This window comes from Hydrogenophaga sp. T66, from assembly GCF_057219855.1.
Genome location: NZ_JBXVVX010000001.1, coordinates 988,018 through 1,005,316 on the forward strand (window position 1 = coordinate 988,018; position 17,299 = coordinate 1,005,316).

General features: G+C 65.4%; 16 protein-coding genes. 6 read left to right on the top strand and 10 right to left on the bottom strand.

The features are described 5' to 3' along the window. Positions 1-27: 27 nt before the first annotated feature. From ribBA to ribD, 9 genes are all read right to left on the bottom strand, one after another. A complete protein-coding gene (ribBA, locus tag AC2D80_RS04635) occupies positions 28-1,158 on the bottom strand; it encodes a bifunctional 3,4-dihydroxy-2-butanone-4-phosphate synthase/GTP cyclohydrolase II (protein ID WP_484631804.1) in 1,131 nt (376 codons plus the stop codon). Continuing rightward, entirely contained in the window at positions 1,155-1,805 is a 651-nt protein-coding gene (locus AC2D80_RS04640; RefSeq protein ID WP_484631805.1) for a riboflavin synthase, read from the bottom strand. Before AC2D80_RS04640 ends, ribBA begins: the two co-directional genes overlap by 4 nt. Before the next feature lie 76 nt (positions 1,806-1,881). Beyond that, positions 1,882-2,355 (bottom strand): type IV pilin protein, encoded by a 474-nt coding sequence (locus tag AC2D80_RS04645; RefSeq protein WP_484631806.1) that lies wholly within the window; start codon positions 2,353-2,355, stop codon positions 1,882-1,884. Next, positions 2,352-6,152 carry a pilus assembly protein gene (locus AC2D80_RS04650; protein WP_484631807.1) on the bottom strand — a complete coding sequence of 1,267 codons (3,801 nt, stop codon included), beginning with the start codon at positions 6,150-6,152 and terminating at the stop codon, positions 2,352-2,354. The genes AC2D80_RS04645 and AC2D80_RS04650 overlap by 4 nt, the downstream gene beginning before the upstream one ends. 1 nt (position 6,153) lies before the next feature. Beyond that, on the bottom strand, positions 6,154-6,744 hold the full coding sequence (locus AC2D80_RS04655) for a pilus assembly PilX family protein (RefSeq protein WP_484631808.1): 591 nt from the start codon (positions 6,742-6,744) through the stop codon (positions 6,154-6,156). A gap of 1 nt (position 6,745) precedes the next feature. After that, a complete protein-coding gene (locus AC2D80_RS04660; RefSeq protein WP_484631809.1) occupies positions 6,746-7,741 on the bottom strand; it encodes a PilW family protein in 996 nt (331 codons plus the stop codon). Continuing rightward, positions 7,738-8,289, bottom strand: coding sequence for a type IV pilus modification PilV family protein (locus AC2D80_RS04665; RefSeq protein WP_484631810.1), 552 nt, complete (start codon positions 8,287-8,289; stop codon positions 7,738-7,740). Before AC2D80_RS04665 ends, AC2D80_RS04660 begins: the two co-directional genes overlap by 4 nt. Then, positions 8,286-8,840, bottom strand: coding sequence for a GspH/FimT family pseudopilin (locus tag AC2D80_RS04670; RefSeq protein ID WP_484631811.1), 555 nt, complete (start codon positions 8,838-8,840; stop codon positions 8,286-8,288). The genes AC2D80_RS04665 and AC2D80_RS04670 overlap by 4 nt, the downstream gene beginning before the upstream one ends. A 184-nt stretch (positions 8,841-9,024) precedes the next feature. Further along, a complete protein-coding gene (ribD, locus tag AC2D80_RS04675) occupies positions 9,025-10,155 on the bottom strand; it encodes a bifunctional diaminohydroxyphosphoribosylaminopyrimidine deaminase/5-amino-6-(5-phosphoribosylamino)uracil reductase RibD (RefSeq protein WP_484631812.1) in 1,131 nt (376 codons plus the stop codon). A 183-nt stretch (positions 10,156-10,338) separates the two neighbouring features. Here ribD and AC2D80_RS04680 point away from each other — a divergent pair, with 183 nt between their 5' ends. The 6 genes from AC2D80_RS04680 to AC2D80_RS04705 are packed head-to-tail and all read left to right on the top strand — an operon-like array spanning position 10,339 to position 16,815. After that, complete coding sequence (locus AC2D80_RS04680) at positions 10,339-10,689, top strand: type IV pilin protein (protein ID WP_484631813.1); 351 nt, start codon at positions 10,339-10,341, stop codon at positions 10,687-10,689. Continuing rightward, positions 10,683-11,282 (top strand): pilus assembly protein, encoded by a 600-nt coding sequence (locus AC2D80_RS04685; RefSeq protein ID WP_484631814.1) that lies wholly within the window; start codon positions 10,683-10,685, stop codon positions 11,280-11,282. The genes AC2D80_RS04680 and AC2D80_RS04685 overlap by 7 nt, the downstream gene beginning before the upstream one ends. Beyond that, positions 11,279-12,430 (top strand): PilW family protein, encoded by a 1,152-nt coding sequence (locus tag AC2D80_RS04690; RefSeq protein WP_484631815.1) that lies wholly within the window; start codon positions 11,279-11,281, stop codon positions 12,428-12,430. Before AC2D80_RS04685 ends, AC2D80_RS04690 begins: the two co-directional genes overlap by 4 nt. Then, positions 12,430-12,969: a pilus assembly PilX family protein gene (locus tag AC2D80_RS04695; protein WP_484631816.1), complete on the top strand. Its 540-nt coding sequence runs from the start codon at positions 12,430-12,432 to the stop codon at positions 12,967-12,969. The genes AC2D80_RS04690 and AC2D80_RS04695 overlap by 1 nt, the downstream gene beginning before the upstream one ends. A 16-nt stretch (positions 12,970-12,985) precedes the next feature. Beyond that, positions 12,986-16,282, top strand: coding sequence for a pilus assembly protein (locus AC2D80_RS04700; protein WP_484631817.1), 3,297 nt, complete (start codon positions 12,986-12,988; stop codon positions 16,280-16,282). Between the two features lie 38 nt (positions 16,283-16,320). Continuing rightward, positions 16,321-16,815, top strand: coding sequence for a GspH/FimT family pseudopilin (locus tag AC2D80_RS04705; protein WP_484632644.1), 495 nt, complete (start codon positions 16,321-16,323; stop codon positions 16,813-16,815). A 9-nt stretch (positions 16,816-16,824) separates the two neighbouring features. Here the strand turns inward: AC2D80_RS04705 and nrdR are convergent, their stop codons facing one another. Then, the gene (nrdR, locus tag AC2D80_RS04710) at positions 16,825-17,274 is read right to left on the bottom strand and encodes a transcriptional regulator NrdR (protein WP_484631818.1); all 450 of its coding nucleotides are present in this window, start codon (positions 17,272-17,274) and stop codon (positions 16,825-16,827) included. Positions 17,275-17,299: the final 25 nt, after the last annotated feature.

Consider the following 17,299-nt stretch of genomic DNA (forward strand, 5'->3'; position numbering starts at 1 on the left):
CCGTTTCCAACAATCCAGGGAAAGGTCTCAGGCCGTGCGGGCCAGAAAACCGGTGACTTCAAGGCCGTAGCCGGTCATGCTCGGCATGCGGCGCGGGTTGCCCATCAGGCGCATCTTGTGCACGCCGCAGGCGCGCAGGATCTGCGCGCCCACGCCGTAAGTGCGCAGGTCCATGCGGCCGCGCTCGGGCGCCTGCGCCGAGCGCGCCGTACCTTCGAACTGGGCCAGCAGCTGCGCCGCCGTCTCGCCGCAATTGAGCAGCACAGCCACCCCGCGGCCCGCCTCGCCCAGGTGCCGCAGGCTGGCCTCCAGGCTCCAGCTGTGCATCGAGCGGCCGACCTCCAGCGCGTCCAGCACCGACAGCGGCTCGTGCACGCGCACATCGACCGTGTCGGCGGCGTCCCAGCGGCCTTTGACCAGGGCCAGGTGGAGCGCGCCGCTGGGCTTGTCGCGGAAGGCGCGGGCGGTGAACTCGCCAAACGCGGTCTGCAGCGGACGCGTCCCGAGGTCCTCAACCAGACTCTCGGTGCGGCTGCGGTGCTCGATCAGGTCGGCGATGGTGCCGATCTTCAGGCCGTGCTCGGCGGCGAACTGCTGCAGGTCGGGCAGCCGCGCCATCGTGCCGTCGTCCTTCATGATCTCGCAGATCACCGCCGCCGGCGTGCAGCCGGCCATGGCCGCGAGGTCACAGCCCGCCTCGGTGTGGCCGGCGCGCATCAGCACGCCGCCTTCCACCGCCTGCAGCGGAAAGATATGGCCGGGTTGCACCAGGTCGCTGGCCTGCGCGTCGCGCGCCACGGCGACTTGCACCGTGCGCGCGCGGTCGGCCGCGGAGATGCCGGTGGTCACGCCCTCGGCCGCTTCGATCGACACCGTGAAGGCCGTGCCCATCTTCGTGCCGTTGCGCGGCACCATGGGCGGCAGGTTCAGGCGTTCGCAGCGATCGCGGGTCAGCGTGAGGCAGATCAGACCGCGGCCGAAGCGGGCCATGAAATTGATGGCCTCGGGCGTGACGTGATCGGCCGCCAGCACCAGATCGCCTTCGTTCTCACGGTCTTCTTCGTCCACCAGGATCACCATGCGGCCGGCGCGCAGCTCGGCCACGATCTCGTCCACCGGGGAAATGGCCACCGGCGCCAGGGTGTGGGGTGCGTTCATGCGGGGACTTTCGAAGAGGGCAACAGGACACCGGCCGCCAGCATGCGTTCCACATAACGCGCCACGGTGTCGATTTCAAGGTTGACCGCGCTGCCGTCGCGCAGGTCGCCCAGCGCGGTGTGCTCCACGGTGTGCGGGATGAGATTGATGCGGATTTCGCAGCCATCGTCGCGGTCGTCCACGGCATTGACGGTCAGGCTCACACCGTTGACCGCGACCGAGCCCTTGTAAGCCAGGTAGCGCGCCAGCGACGTCGGCGCGACCACGCGCAGGTCCCAGCTCTCGCCCACCTGGGCGAACCGGCTGACGCGGCCAATGCCATCCACGTGGCCGGAGACGATGTGGCCGCCGAGCCGGTCGTGCGCGCGCAAGGCCTTTTCCAGGTTGACCCGGGTGCCGGTGCGGTCGAGATCGGTGGTGCGGGCCAGCGACTCGGCGGAGATGTCGATGGTGAAGCGGTGGTGGGCGGCGTCGAGGGAGGTGACGGTCATGCAGGCGCCGTTGAGCGCGATGCTGTCGCCCAGACCCACGTCGTCGAGGTAGCCGGCTGGCGTCTCGATGGTGAGTCGCTTGCCGTGGTCCAAAGAGCTGCCCAGCGCGTGCAGGTCGGCAATGCGCCCCACGCCGGTGATGATGCCGGTAAACATCCCCGTATTTTCGCAGGCTTTGCCCGCGGGGCCGGCGGCACGGGCGCAAACCCGTGCTGGCGAGGTTTCTGCGGCCTCACTGGCCGCGGAAACAGCCGGCCAGGGTCTGGCCGGCCTGGGCGCCGATCAGCTGCGTCGCGCCGGTGTCGGCCACCTGCAGGTCGCCGCAGCGGTCACCGGCCATGGTGCCCGTGCGCACCGCGACCAGGGTGAAGGTCTGGGCGGCGGTCGCCACCGTGAGGCGGTTATTGCCTTCCACCAGACGGATCTGATAAGCCGCAGCGCCGTCGCCGGGCCGCGGCGACTGCTGCAGCGCGGCCGGCAGCGTGGCGCCCGCGTAGGTGTCGCGGGCGCTGTGGAACTTGCGCATGAACTGGGCTGCCTCGATCAGCGCGCGCTGGGCGTCGGCGCGGCGGGCGCGCTGGATGCTGTCGCGGTAGCTGGGGTAGGCCAGCGACGCCAGGATGGCGATGATCGCGGCGGTGATCATCACCTCCATCAGCGTGAAGCCACGCGCCCGCCGCGCGCTGGCAGTCAGACCCGCCTTCATTGGGGTGCCTGCAGCAGTTGGTACTGCTGGCGGCTCCAGCCGGGGGTCTCGCAGTCCACGCCGCCGTTGTTTGAGCCGGTCCCAGTGCCTACCAACTGGAAGCGAACCCTCTCGCAGCCGGTGCTCGATTCCCGGCCGGTGCCGGTGGCCTGCCGTTCCAATGAGGAGGTCGACGACGTCATCCAGCGAATACCGGAGTTCCGGCCATACCCGCCGTCGCGATTGATGACGATGGATGCGCCGTCCAGACGGCCGTCGCCGTCGATGTCGAACGATGGCTTGTATCGCCCATCGAGCGCGTTGAACAGGTAAGTGCTCGATGGCGCGGTCATGGTCGCGCAGGACTCCGCGGGATTCCGCGCATCCACCGCGACGGTGGACACCATCACGCTGGATCCCACGTTGGCAATCTGGTGGATGGAGCGTTCGCCAGTCAGCACGGTCCCCAGTCCAAATCGCCATCCCCGGTGGACTTTCCAATCGATCTTGTTCTCGGTGGCGCTGTAGAACTCGTCGGTTCCTTGGGAGCCCACGATACTGAGCATGCTTTGGACAAGGAGTTGCTCGGATGTCACCGTGGTGAAGTTGACGTCGTCGTTCTGGCTGGGCGAGGTCGGGTCCCAGACACCATAAATGGCCTCCTCTCCGGACACTTCTGCGGCGTCAGCCTCGTCCAGGAGCATGCCGGTCGCGACGACAACGATCGCACCGCCCTTAGGATGGGCCTGCCAGGCCGGCCCCGCGTAAATCGGGCGGCGACTTTGGGTGACGAACAAAGGCTTGTTGTAGGACACGCGCCAATCGTTGGGCTGGCCGCGCAGATCGAAGCGCCACAGTTGACCGTTGGCGTCGCCTGCATAGGCGCCGACGATGCGTTGCCGTGTGTTCAGGATGAGCGTGACGGCACCCAACCCGCGGCCCGCACTGAAGCCGGTCGGCAGGGGAATGCTGCGGAGGAGGGCGCCCGTCCGAGCATTCAGAACAAGCAAGCCGTGACGGCTGCCATCGGGCATTCCGTTGTGGTGCCCGCTGTTGGCCAGCACGACCCAGTGCCCTGAATCGGTCTGACCTCCCCGCAGTGGGTTGTTCATGTGACCCGTCTTGACGTTGGCCGTGTCAAGCGTGTCGGGCCCAGCCTCCCACCAGAAGTCGCTGAGATTCGGGGTCCGGGAGTTGTTGGCGTTGACTGGCGCTCGCAGGGCGTACACCAGCTTCTCACCGCGACCGCCTGACCCGGTGATGACTTGGTGCCAATCGCCAGCGACGTAGAAGTCCTGCAGCGTCATCGGGCCATCCAGCACATAGCGAAATCCCGTGGTCGGCACGGCCATGTCAATCAGCGGTGTCAGGCTGCGGCGTGGCATGAAGATGGCAAGTTCCTTGCCGGTGAATGCTTCCAGGGCGTGCACGGCGCCGGCGTTGGTCGCCACGTACAGCGAGGGCGTCGCGCTGGCCAGGCGGCTCCGGTAGGCGGCGTAACTGGTGCTGCCGTCCACGTTTCCGAAGCGGTCATAGTCCAGCGAGCCCCTACCACCCACGTACAGGGGTGGCGAATTCACCATAGACCCCAGCGTAGACGATGGCACGCGGAGCAGTTGTCCCCGGTTGTCCAGCAGGGATGCCATGGACCGGTCCCCACGGAGGTAATTCACAAACGACGCGTCGTCCTTCACCCGGTATCCCTGGGGGCCCGCCTTGAGGGCCGCTCTGGTCTCAGTGGGGAGTGAGTCGACCCGCCCCACCAAATCGAAGGCGGTGTTGTCCTGCCGCAGGCTGAACACCCTTCGCAGGTCATGCCGAGGAACCTGAAGGCTGGCGCTCCAATAGTTGGCGCTGTCTTTGGCCTCCAGCAGGTTGTTGTTGATATCCGTGGTCCAGGTTCGGGGCTGTCCTGTGCCATCCAGCAGTTGGGCACGCACGTTGCCGCTGTTGTCGCGGGTGTTGTAGTCCACAAGGTACTTCATCACCCCGCCGGTGGTGTTCACTTTTTCGGTGTCCGCGTCCAGCGCGATACCCGCATCCACGCCCACCTGACCGAGGATGTCGGCGAGGACGGTGTCAAACACACCGCGGATGCCTTCGGCGCTGTCCACGCTGAAGCCTCGCCCGCCGCCGGTGAAGCCGGCTTGGATGAAGTCATCGACGCGGGCGCTTTCTGTGGCGTTGCGGAGCTCTCCGCTGGGCCACGAGGGCGTGATGGTGGAGTCCAGGGTCTTCAGAAGGAACCGCGTTTCGTAGTCGTTGATTTGCGCGAAGGTGAGGCCGCTGTTGGCTCCGAATTCTTCGCCAGACGGTCGGATCATGTAACCCACGGTGTAGGTCGTGATGTCTTGCCAGAACACCGGTTGTGTGCGTGACGTGGGGATCTGGTTCTTCAGAACCGGCCTGAAGTCGGTGTGCCAGCGGTGCTTGGCAGTCAGGTCGGCTAGACCGCCGGTGCCCGGACCGGGGTAGGTGATGTGCAGCGATCGGTTGGGATCGCTGGTCGCACGCGGGTCCCCCTTCGGATCGTATTGAAAGCTGGTGACATTGCCTTTGAGATCAAGATCTTCAACGCGGTCGCCCAGCTTGCTGTCGTGATTCTCGCCCTGGTTGGTGGTGGCGCTGGTGCTCCATGCACCGTCGGACAGCAGCAGGTGGTAAGAGCGCCTGCATGAGAGCTCGGGGTTGGTGGCACTTTCACGGGCTGCGGGGTTGACCGCCCAGGGGTTTTCCACGGCGACCGCCGGGACACGGTGGTACGTGGCGATGTTCTCGATGGCGCGGTGCAAGGGAGTGGCGCCCATGGGCAACTGATTGGTCAGCCAGTCGTACAACTGCGCGTTGTCCGGCGAGCCGCTCTTCCAGAGGCGCACGCCGCGCACCGTCTGAGGGCGAGCCGGCGAAGCGCCCGCGATGAGGGTGTTGGGGTCACGGGGAAAGTTCAGGGTGTTGTAGCCGATGCGAAGGCGCCCCTCGAGGCGTGGATCGGCCAGCGCTTGTCCGATCGCGGTCACGCTGGCGGACATCCGGTACAGGTAGTAGCGATACCAGTTGAGGACGTTGTTGATCTCTTGCGCCGTGCTGCAGGTCGTGGCTGGACGCGGGCCGCAGTCGGTGCGCCTGTTGTCGAAAGGAAGGCTGACAGTGCCGGCCGCTCCGTATCTGAGATCCACCTGATTCCAGGCACTGCAGGCTTGGCTGTTTGTGGACCTGGTGTAGGTGGTGCAGACCGCGTAGGTGAATGCGGGCGCCGACAGAGGGTTATCGGTGGCTCGGTGGGCGACATGCACGGGCGCGTAGATCGCGTCGTCAGTTTCGCTCGAAACCTGATGCCAGCCACTGGGCACCGCAGGCGCTGGGGAAAAGCTGCTGTGCACGTCCACCACGGGTGCATCGGCTGTCGCGACCGTCGCCGACGAGTGCACCTTGCGGTCGAACGAGGCACTGCTTTGGTTGGAGACGAACACCACGCCGTCGGTGGGTGTGACGTCGCGCCCGGCGGCGTCCTTCCGCGGCAGGTAGGTGATGCGGGGGTTGTAGTAGAGGCGGTTGATTTCGGCCGCGCGCTGGGCGATCCAGACCGCATCGCCGACCTTTTTGTGCTGGCCTACCGTGTAGTCGTCACCGTAGGGCTTGGTCATGGACGCCGAGTTGTCCAGCGTGATCATGAGATTGGGCCGCGCCGTGACGGTGGTGCTGAGCAGCGGGCGCTGGGCCGGCTGGGCGTGCGCAGCAAGGCTTGGAAGCAACGCACCCATCAGCAGGACAAGGGCTCGCAATCGGTGCGTGGCGTGGGCCACAGCGATGGTATTCATGTCACACATTGCCGCCCCCCTCGGCCAAGACAGGCAGGGTCGGCGAGAGGATCGACTGGAGCCAAATCTCGCTGCCGCTCAGGAGCTGCCCGGCGTTGTCGAACGTGGCGTCCGCCGACAGACCACGCGCTGTGATCAGGAAGCGGTCCTGGGTCAGGCGTTCAATCACGCACTGTGGCGCTGGCCCGGAGCGAACCGTGGCCCGCGCATCCCGGTCGTACGCCACCGGGACCGTGATCAGCAGCGGGCTCTCTGGCTGCCAGCTGGCGAGGCGACGCCACTGACTGCCATCGTCATCCGCGCCGTTGAGTACCGCGGCGGGGATGCGGGCCGTTTCGACCGGGAACGTGGCACCCCCGTTGTCTTTGAGGTCCTTGGCGATGCCTTCGCAGTGTCGCAGCGCCGATTCCGCGTGCTGGGTCGCCACTTCGCGGGTCCTCAGGTTGTGACCCACCGCATCGTGGGCGACACTGCCCCGGGCCGCGACCAGCCCGGCCATGGCGATCACGATGAGCAGAATCAGGGAGACGGGCAGCACCACACCTTGGTGGCGGTGGAGAGGCGATTGATGGGGCGGCTTGTAGGGCGTCATGTCAGGATCCATCGTTACTGAGGTGGCTATAGGGGTTCTTGGCTGTGCCGTCGCTGTTGTTGAACGCGGCAGGGAGGCCCGGGCGTGTGTTTCGGAGATAGACAGTGGTTCGATAGGCCCGACGAGCCCTACCGTCAGCAGCCATGCGCACCACGCCGTCGCAGTCCAGATACCGGTTGAAGTCGGCTGCGCTGTTGTCCCCCGTGGGAATGGGGGTGGCGGTACGAGCCAGCAGACACACATGAACGGCGGCCACCCTCGGCCAGCCGGCAGCAACGGCCAGCGCGGCATGCCCAGCGGCGACATGGGCGGTGACTTGATGCGGGATCACCTCGCCTGTCACCGGCAGCCTCGTGATTGCAAAGGTCAACTGCAGATCTTCAATGTTTGGGATCAACGCTGCCGACGGGCTGAAGCTGTTGGGGCCGTCGGAGCCCCTGCAATACAAGGTGGGGGTGTTGCCGTTCTGGGCATCCGGCGCGATGAAAAATCGGTTGTCGGCCAGCGCAGCGGGTGTGCCCGATGGGACAGCCGTGGCAAGGATCCCGGTGGCGCTGCAGTTGGACGGGCGCACCACGCCCCCGTTGTCCGTCACGGCGCTGGTGTTGAGCACTGTGGCCTCATACCGAATGGCGAGTGCGTCCGGCGCGCTTGCTGCGGCGTTGCAGGTCAGGTTGTCAAAAGCGCCGCGTTCTGTGGCGGATGTGAAGCCTCCGTCGCACGCACGCAGGGCCAAGCCGGTGAACTGTCTGGCGCCGGTCGGCGCCTGCGTCGAAAATCCGGCAAGCTGGAGCTGTTCCTGAAGGATCTCCAACGCCAGCGCGCCGTCTTCGTTCATCTGGGCCATGAGCCGGGTTGTCCGGCTGTTCGCCGCGGTGGACAGGTACAGGGAGGTCACCACCAAGATGAGGACGAGACCCAAAGCCAGCGCCACCATGAGTTCCACCAGCGTGAAGCCCTTGGCGTGCTGGGACGGGTGATTCAACGGCGGCGTCACAGGCTGACCTTCAGATAGAGGCACTGGCTGCCGGTCACGCCGGCCGGGCATCGACTCTCGTTGGGCGCGGCAAGATCGGCGGACAGGGATGTGGCGGCTTCGCCCCAGATCAGCCAGAGGTCGAGGTTGCGCGCTGCGGCCGACGGGTTGGTCCTGACAAGCACCCGGCCGCCGGGCAGCGCCTGGGCGGCTGCCAGCTGCAAGCCGCGGCGGTCCATTGCCGCCACGGCGGTGGCAGCGGCCAAGTCATCGGCGTCGGCGTTGATCACCTGGTCTGGCGGAACCGCATCCTGCGGCGATATCGCATACAGGCCCAGATCGAACCCGTAAACGTTCAGACGGGCGCGCTCTGCGTACTGGTTGGCCAGGGAGAGGGCGGTAAGCCTGAGCTGCGTGCCCTTGTCGATGCCGATGTTGTTGGCCGTCAGGCGGACCACGCCCAGGGTTGCCAGGGAAATCAGAAGGAAGGCGACCAGCACCTCCACCAGTCCCGCGCCCCGCTGTTGACAGCGCGCAGGAGATCGACCGATCGCCAGCGGTGTCTTCATGGCATCCCCACCGAGACGCGTCCGACCGTGTTGACGCGAATGGCGATGGGTGAGACGTTGTCAGTCGCTGACGAGGCGACCACGGTGATGGTGGTACTTCCGCTGGCCAGCAGCCCGGAGGGTCGAAACGCCAATCGGCCTCGCGCGGCATTGCCTGCCATTTGGTCCAGACCAGACTGGGGTGCGCGCACCGCCACCAGCCGGTCTCCCGCGTCCAAGCCGCCGTTGCCGTTTGTGTCAACGAATACCAGCCAGGTTTGCCGCCAGTCACCGGTGGAGGCGGTGTTGTCGCAGCCCTGTCCGTCGCTGCTCGTGCACATGACCACGGGCCGTGATGTGCGCAGTGCCGTCGTTCGCGCTATCTGCACATGGTTGGTGAAGGCCTGAATGGCCGAGTCCCGCCGCCAGGAAGCCAGTTGATCCTGGAAGGACGGCAGACCGAGCGTCAGCAGTACCGCGAGTACCGCGACCCCGACCATCAGCTCGATCAGCGTTACCCCCCGGGCCGGGCCGGCCGTGGAGACAGCGTGTTGTGTTGCAAAGATGGTCATGGATCGATCACCAAAATACTACTAAAGGTGTCGATCGATTCTAGAGTTAATTTTTAAGAACTACATGCAAACCCGGATGCGCTCATCCCTTCAACGCTGCCGTCGAGGGATGGGTCTGTGGCAGGTGTGCGAAAGCGCACGGGATTTTTGGCCGGCAGCGGCCCCTGACGCGCCGGGGTGGAGACTAGGGCGTGCGCTTGAGGAAGTCGTCGTGTCCGACGGCGCGGGCGATCAGGCGCATATCTGGGCCGAAAGCCACCGCAGAGAGGAAGCGCCAGCGGGATGCACTGTCCAGTGACGGCGGTCCTGCCCATCGGGCCAGGCCCATGGCGTCGTCGCCCAAGAGCACGGGAGCCTGGTAGATCAGCCATTCGTCGATCAGGCCTTCTCGCAAGAGAGAGCCGTTGAGGGCATGACCGGCTTCGATGTGGAGTTCGTTCACGCCACGAACGGCAAGTGTCTCCAGCATGGCAGAAAGCCCGACTTTTCCTCCAGGGCCTGAGCACTCCGTGAGCACCGCACCGCGCGCCGCCAGCGGGACGGCCTTCTCTGCCGCGGCGCTCGCGTGAAACATCCAGACTTCGCGCGCAAGCCCGCTGGAGGACGGATCGAACACGCGGGCTGTGGGCGGTGTTTCGAGGCGGCTGTCGACAATGACCAGGTGGGGTTGTCGCGACAGACCGGGCACGCGGGCATCGAGGCGGGGGTCGTCCTCCCGTATGGTCCCAACCCCCGTGAGCACCGCGCAAGATCGCGCCCGCCAGGTGTGGCCGTCTGATCGGGCTTCCTCTCCGGTGATCCATTGGCTCTGCCCATTCGCCAGGGCGGTCTTGCCGTCCAGGGAGATGGCCGCCTTCGCCCGCACCCAGGGTCGCTGGCGCAGCATGCGGCTGAAGAATCCGATATTGAGTTCGCGTGATTCAACAGCCAGCGGGTCGCTCGCCGGCAGGACCAGCACCTCCACGCCCGCTGCGGTCATCCGCTGAATCCCCTGCCCGGCCACCAGCGGATTGGGATCGATGGTGGCGAGCACGACCTTGGTCACGCCCGCTGCAATCAGCGCGTCGCAGCAGGGCGGAGTACGTCCGTGGTGCGCGCAGGGCTCGAGCGTGACGTACACGGTGGAGCCGCGCAGTGAATTGCCGCCGGCCTGTGCCTGTCGCAATGCGACGATTTCTGCATGCGGACCGCCGGCGGCCTGCGTGTGGCCCTCGCCCAGCACGCGCCCGTCCGCGCCCACGATGACGCAGCCCACTCTGGGGTTCGGGTTGGACAGGTTGATCGCGCTGGCCGCCAAGGTGAGCGCGTCCCGCATCGGATTGGAGCTAGGAATGTTCACTTTGATGCTAAAAATGTCCCATAAATAGCCATTCGGTATTACATATGGCCCGCTTGTCTAGGCCGCTCGGGACTGCTTTGCGCCGCAACCTAGCATCGAACTGTAAAGGGGCATCACATGAGGTTTCCAAGGTTTCGGGGCTTCTCCTTGATCGAGTTGATGATCGCCGTGGCCATCGTCGCGATTTTGGCGGCGGTCGCCTATCCCTCGTACCAGCAGCATGTCATCCGGGGGCACAGGGCGGCGGCACAAGCCCAGATGCTGGATCTGGCCAACCGGCAGCAGCAGTTCTTGCTGGCCAATCGCGCCTACGCGACCAAGGCTGCGCTGGAGAGCAGTGGTTACCGGTTGCCCGAGGATGTGGCCGCTCGGTACACGTATGACGTGACCCTGGGCAATGGCCCGGCCCCCAGCTTTGTCATCGCCTTCAGCCCCATCGGTCCTCAGATCCGCGATGGTGTTCTCGCCCTGAACAGCGCGGGAAGAAAGACGCCGGCCGAGAAATGGTGACGATCGAAAGCCGCTTTGCCGTGAGCCAGCGGGGTACATCGTTGATTGAGGTCCTCGTGGCGGTGGTGCTCATCTTGTTGGGTCTGCTGGGCTTGGGCGGAATGCATGCCCGGCTGCAGACCTCGGAGGTGGAGTCGTACCAGCGCAGCCAAGCGTTGCTTCTGGTGGGTGACATGGGACACCGATTGGCGCTGAACCGCCAATCGGCCGCGCAATACGCCGGACAAGCGACCGCCGCAGCTCCCCTCGGCGCAGGCATGACGTGCCCGGGCGACAACGCCACGCTGGTCAGTCGCGACCTCGCCGCTTGGTGTGCCGCGTTGCAGGGTGCGTCTGAAACGCAAGAGGGCGGCACGCAGCGGGTGGGCGCGATGATCGGCGGGCGCGGCTGTATTGAAGAGCTGGAACCTTCGGTGGAGTACCGGGTGACCGTGGTGTGGCAGGGGCTGACGCCCTTGTCGGCCCCTCCCTCGTCCATCGCTTGTGGCGTAAATCAGTATGACGCTGCGGATGGAAGCGGCTGCGTGGAAGACCGTTGTCGTCGCTATGTCACCACCATCGTGCGAATCGCGAACCTGGGAGCGGCGTCGTGAAGCCCAGGAAGCCGTTGGGAGCGCGCACCCGTTCTCAGGCGGGACTCACCCTGGTCGAGTTGATGGTGTCGGTGGCGCTGGGGTTGCTGCTGGTGGCGGCCTTGGTGACGCTGCTGATCAACATCAACCGAAACAACACAGCACTGAGCGTCTCCAACCGATTGATCGAAAACGGGCGATACACCCTCCAGTTGCTAGAGGCTGACCTTGTCCATGCGGGCTACTGGGGCGGCTTTGTTCCGCGCTTTGATGACCTGATCAATGCCGATGTGCCGGACGATGTTCCGTCGGCCGTGGCCGACCCCTGTGCTCCGTTTGGCAGCTGGACCGCCACGGATCGAAACAACTTGGTCGGGATCGCCCTGCACAGCATCGACATCCCCAATCCCGCGTCATCGCCCCCCGCCCCGGTCTGCGCGGGCGCTGGTGGGCCAATTCAAAACCCGCGTCCTGACTCAGACATCATTTTTCTGCGCCACGCCCAGAAGTGTGGCGCCAACTGTCTCACCGCGACGCCGGCCGGTAACCAGCGGCTTTTTGTCCAGGTACAGCGTTGCGGTTCAACGCTCGGCGCACTCGGCTACCAGTTTGGGATCAGTGGACTGGCTTTCCAGAACGTGCGTTGTGACGGCCCTTCTGAGATCCGGCAGTTTGTCTCGCGCATTTACTACGTCCGTGATGTATCGGGCGTTCCGACGCTGATGCGCTCCGACTTCGGGGTGGTCGGCGGGCAGCCGGCCCATGAGTCGGCGCAGGCCATGATTGATGGCGTGGAGGCGATTCGCATCGCCTACGGTTTTGACACCGTGAGCGATGCCGGCGAGGCCGTCGACTTCACCCGGGCCATCGATTGGGCGAGTGCGGGCGCCGAGACGAGTCCCCGCAACCGAGGGGATGGCATCCCGGATGGTGCTTATGTGCGCTGCACCACGGCTTCGCCCTGCACCGCTGCCCAATGGATGAACGCCGTATCGGTGACTGTGCATGTGTTGGTGCGCGCCGATCAGCGTACGCCCGGTCATGTGGACACCAAGACGTACAACCTTGGCGGCGTGAGCATGGGGCCGTTCAACGATGACATCCGCCGCCATGTCTTCAGCAAGACCATTCGCCTGACCAACGTGTCTGGTCGACGGGAGACACCGTGATGCCCAGGTCGCGCGCGGCGGAGTCCCATCCGGCGTCACGGCGCCATGCCCGCGGCGCTGCGCTGATCGTCAGCCTGATCGTGCTGGTGGTGTTCACGTTCATCGTGGTGAGTGCATCCACCCTGAGCCTGACCAACGCCAAGGCGGTCGGCAACGAGCAGTCGCGCAGTGAAGCCATCGCCGCGGCCAACCGCTACATGGAGCAGCTCATCAGCACGGCCGAGGTGTTTACCGCGGCCGCGCCAGGCGGCTATCAAACGACGGTGTCATTCAACAACGACAACACCCAGCCCATCAGCTACGTGGTTCAGGTTGCCGAGCCCGTGTGCTTGCGTGCAGTCCGTGCTGCACCACCGCCGCCCAGCGATGTCGAGTTCCAGCCTGCCATTTCCACCGAAAGCACCTGGGATGTCGATTTCGAATTGACCGCGGTCGTCAACGACGCTGCGACAGGCACAGCCCTTGAACTCCGGCAGGGGGTGCGACGTCGTCTGTCGCAGTCCGACCGGGTCGCCCGCTGCGGACCCATTCCACCCTGAGCTCTGGGAGACCTCCGTGATCCGAAATAACTCTTACCGCGCTTCATTGGTCCTGCTGGGCGCGTCGTTGCTCATCACTTCACCCGCCCTGTGGGCGGAAGACATTGACATTTTTGCCGCTGGCGCAGGATCGGAGGGGGGCGTCGCCAACATCGTCATGGTGTTGGACAACGGTGCCAACTTCGCGGCCAACGTGGTGGGCCTGCGATGCAGCATCCACCCAACCACCGGGGCGGTGGATACCTCTGGTGCGGGAGCGCATCCGACCGCGCTGGATGGCACGGCGGCCGCTGTTGAGCAGTGCGCCTTGTACAGCGCGCTGAAGAAGCTGCAATCCGACGCCGCCTCGGCCCGCGCGGCCAATGCGCGGGCGGCGGAGTTCAACATCGCGGTGATGGGCTTCAACGCCACCGGCATGCGTTCCTACAACGCAGCCAGCGACAGTTTTTCCCAGAGCTGCGTTGGCAACACCGGGGGATGCTTGATGCTCCCGTTCACACGGTTTAACGCCACCAACGCACCCCGCGTGCTCGAATGGATTCGAAAGTGGGCGAAATCCACCGCGGCTTACGGTGCCAACTACGTGATCACGAGCAACAACTCGGCCAATGGCGCGGTGATGCAGGAGGCCTGGGCCTACCTGAATGGGCGAACGGGGGTGTCCGGGCGCAATTACGCGAATGTGGCGCCGCCCTCGCAGTGTGGCGGCAAGAGCATCATCTTCGTCGGCAACGCCTACCGCAACAACAACGCCCCGGGCGATCTCACCAACGAGGCCAACAGCCCCAGGCTGCCGCTGTTCGGGCAAAGCGCCACCGCGTTGAAAAACGCGTCCCCGCCAGCCACGGACAAGCAGCGCCAGTCCATCACCGGCAGTCTCCGCACCAGCTGCAGCGCCAGCAATGTGGTGCTGGAGACCGCAGAAGGGCGGGGCGCTTACGCGCTGAACTGGGCGGCCTACCTGCGGGCACAAGGGACCAACACCTACAGCATCGGTGTACTGGGTCCCACCTGCAACGCGGAGTACGCTGCTCACCTGGAGAAGCTCGGGTCTCAGGAGGTGGGTGGTGGTGGTTACTTCCCCACCAACAACTTCAACGAGCTGAACGCAGCCTTCAGCACCGCGATTAACAGCATCATCGCCGTCAACACGGCATTCGCGTCCGTCAGTCTTCCAGTCAGCGTCAACACCCAAGGTTCTTATCTGAACCAGGTCTTCGTGGGGCAGTTCCGGCCTGACGAGAATTTCAGGCCGCGCTGGTACGGGAATCTCAAACAGTACCGGCTGGCCATGATCGACAACCAGTTGCGCACGGTCGACGCTACCGGCACCCCGGCCATCAACCCGCAGACCGGCTTCATTTCGGGTTGCGCGCGGTCCTTCTGGACCCCAGCGACAGCCGACGATTACTGGTCCGAGCAACCCCGCGGCGATTGCTCCCCCGCCACTGAGGTGTCCAACTCCCCAGACGGCAACATCGTGGAGAAAGGCGCCCAGGCCCACTGGCTCCGCCAGTTGGCACCCGCCAACCGGGTGGTGCGCACGTGCGCCCCCGGCGATGCCTGTACCACGCTGACCTCGTTCGATGACGCCAACACCGCGGTGACGGCTTCGCTGCTGGGCGCGAGCGGCGCCGCCCAGCGGACCAATCTCATCAACTGGGCTCGTGGCCTCAACGACCGCAACGGCGATGCAGAGCTGGTCAAGCCCATCACCGCCATGCGCCCCTCCGTTCACGGCGATGTCGTCCACTCCCGGCCTGTGGCCGTCAACTACGGCACCGACGACCAGCCCAGTGTGGTCGTCTTCTATGGTGGCAATGACGGCATGCTGCGCGCAGTCGCGGGCAGCCAAGGAGCGACGCAAACCCTGGGTGGCGCCACCGTGGCCGCTGGCGCGGAGTTGTGGACATTCCTGCCGCCGGAGTTCTACGGCCGTATCAAGCGTCTCTATGACAACGCGCCGTCGATCACCTTGCCCGGCGCGCCTGACGCCAACCGGGCTCCCAAGGATTACGGGGTGGACGGCGCCATCACCGCCTACCAGGGTACCGTGGCCGGCACGCCGCGCAAGCTGCTCTTCGTCACCCTGCGCCGTGGAGGGCGGGTGATCTACGCGTTTGATGTCACCAATCCGCTGTCGCCGAGCTTGCTGTGGCGGTGGGGTTGTCCCAACCTCGGCAATGACACCGGATGTTCGACCGGCTTCTCCGGCTTGGGGCAAACCTGGTCTTCCCTGAAGCCCATGATCGTCGAGGGGTACTCCACCGCGAGCCCTCTGGTGATCGCGGGTGGGGGGTATGACCGATGTGAAGACACCGATTCCATCACCACCGTGGCTGGCGTGACGACTCGTCGGAACCACAGCTGCACCGCAGCCAGCAAGGGCAACAAGATCTATGTGATCGATGCCGTGGCCGGTACGCTCGTGAAGGCCTTCGACACCGACCGTGCGGTGATCGGTGATGTCACCCTCGTGCGGGACGGCGCCGGCCGGGTGACCATGGGTTATGCCGCTGATCTGGGCGGCAACGTGTATCGGTTGCGATTTGCTGGAGCGTCGGCGGCTTGGACGATCCGCAAGATTGCGGCGCTGGGTTGTGACGACCCCGCGGAAGGTGATTGCTCCTTCCGCCCCTCAACCCGGAAGTTCATGTTCGCGCCCAGCGTGGTCACGGCCGATGACGGTGTGACTTACAGCATCCTGCTCGGTTCGGGTGATCGCGAGAAGCCCACGGCCGACTCGGCGGCCACGCGCGCCGTGGCCAATCATTTCTTCATGCTGCAGGACCGGCCGGGTGATGCCTCCTGGCTGGATGCCGAGGCCACGGCCGCAGGCTGCGGACTCGGGAACGCGCTGCTGTGCCGCGACTCACTCGCACCGATCACAGCCGGTATCAAGCCCACCGACGCCGCCCTGTCGGCGAAGAAAGGGTGGTACCTCGGTCTGACCTCGGGCGAGCAGGTGGTCACCTCGGCGTTGACGCTCTTTGGCGTGACCACTTTCAGCACGAGCCAAGCGCCCTTGGTCAATGCCGAAACGTGCCGAGCCAACCTCGGCACCACCCGCGTGTACAACATCAACTACCTCAATGCGTTCAGCGCCTCGAATGAAGCGCTGCCCTACGGCGAGGTCGCGGGCGGAGGTCTGCCACCTTCGCCGGTTGGGGGCCAAGTCAAGCTGGAAGATGGGCGTGTGGTCTCGTTTTGCATTGGCTGCCGCACCGAATCGCCGCTGGAAAGTCAGGTGGCTCCGGAGCCGTCCACCTCGGTGAAGCCGCTGAACCGCGTTTTCTGGTTCCTCCGGCAGTGAACGCAGGTATGTCGTGGTCCGGATCAGGCGGCACTTTCATGGCTCGGTCCAGGGGCTTTACGCTGATTGAGTTGATGGTGACGGTGTCCCTCGTGGCTGTCTTGCTCGCGCTGGCGGCACCGAGCTTTCGCAACGTGATCATTGGCCAGCGCCTGACCAGCCTGGCCAACACCCTGTTGGCGTCGATTCAGCTCGGGCGCAGCGAAGCCATCAAGCGAAATGACATGGTGCGGCTTTGCCGCTCGGTCGATGGCGCAACATGCGCCGCTTCTGGCGGGTGGGAGCAGGGCTGGATCGTGCTGCACCCCGGCTCCAATTCCGTGATCCTGGTGCAGGCGGCGCTACCCGCGGGTATCTCCCTGGAGGGGCCACCGGGGATGGTGGAGTTTCAGGCGGTGGGCGTGGGAGCCACGGTCGCGAGTTTCCGTCTGTGTCCGCAGCCGAGAACAGCCGATCGCCAAGGCCGTGAGGTCAGTTTGACCGCCTCGGGCCGTGCTGCGGTGAGTTCGCTCAGGACGGGTGTTTGTCCTTGAGTGTGCGGCTCACCGCTTGACCTCGTCCACCAGCGCCCGGAACTCGTCGATGTCTTCGAAGCTGCGGTAGACGCTGGCGAAGCGGATGTAGGCCACCTTGTCGAGTTTGCGCAGCTCGCGCATGACCATCTCACCCAGGCGCGAGGCCGGCACCTCGCGGGCGCCGAGGTTGAGGAGCTTTTCTTCAATCCGCTCGATGGCGGCGTCGACCTGCTCGGTGCTCACCGGGCGCTTGCGCAGCGCCAGCGCGAACGAGGCGCGCAGCTTGCCGGGGATGTAGTCGACGCGGCGGCCGTCCTTTTTCACCACCGCCGGAAAACTCACCTCAGGGCGCTCGTAGGTGGTGAAGCGCTTCTCGCAGTGGCCACACTGGCGCCGGCGCCGGATGAAGTCAGCGTCCTCCGACACCCGGGTCTCCACGACCTGGGTTTCCAGATGACCGCAAAAGGGACACTTCATGGCGCGTGGCGAGCAGAGCGGGCGG

Excerpts from the sequence above, each read along its gene's own strand:
- AC2D80_RS04680 (WP_484631813.1), top strand. The coding sequence starts at position 10,339 with ATGATCGCCGTGGCCATCGTCGCGATTTTGGCGGCGGTCGCCTATCCC.
- ribD (WP_484631812.1), bottom strand. The coding sequence starts at position 10,155 with ATGCGGGACGCGCTCACCTTGGCGGCCAGCGCGATCAACCTGTCCAAC.
- nrdR (WP_484631818.1), bottom strand. The coding sequence starts at position 17,274 with ATGAAGTGTCCCTTTTGCGGTCATCTGGAAACCCAGGTCGTGGAGACC.
- AC2D80_RS04705 (WP_484632644.1), top strand. The coding sequence starts at position 16,321 with ATGGCTCGGTCCAGGGGCTTTACGCTGATTGAGTTGATGGTGACGGTG.
- AC2D80_RS04665 (WP_484631810.1), bottom strand. The coding sequence starts at position 8,289 with ATGAAGACACCGCTGGCGATCGGTCGATCTCCTGCGCGCTGTCAACAG.
- AC2D80_RS04670 (WP_484631811.1), bottom strand. The coding sequence starts at position 8,840 with ATGACCATCTTTGCAACACAACACGCTGTCTCCACGGCCGGCCCGGCC.
- AC2D80_RS04655 (WP_484631808.1), bottom strand. The coding sequence starts at position 6,744 with ATGACGCCCTACAAGCCGCCCCATCAATCGCCTCTCCACCGCCACCAA.
- AC2D80_RS04640 (WP_484631805.1), bottom strand. The coding sequence starts at position 1,805 with ATGTTTACCGGCATCATCACCGGCGTGGGGCGCATTGCCGACCTGCAC.
- AC2D80_RS04695 (WP_484631816.1), top strand. The coding sequence starts at position 12,430 with ATGCCCAGGTCGCGCGCGGCGGAGTCCCATCCGGCGTCACGGCGCCAT.
- ribBA (WP_484631804.1), bottom strand. The coding sequence starts at position 1,158 with ATGAACGCACCCCACACCCTGGCGCCGGTGGCCATTTCCCCGGTGGAC.
- AC2D80_RS04650 (WP_484631807.1), bottom strand. The coding sequence starts at position 6,152 with ATGAATACCATCGCTGTGGCCCACGCCACGCACCGATTGCGAGCCCTT.
- AC2D80_RS04645 (WP_484631806.1), bottom strand. The coding sequence starts at position 2,355 with ATGAAGGCGGGTCTGACTGCCAGCGCGCGGCGGGCGCGTGGCTTCACG.
- AC2D80_RS04685 (WP_484631814.1), top strand. The coding sequence starts at position 10,683 with ATGGTGACGATCGAAAGCCGCTTTGCCGTGAGCCAGCGGGGTACATCG.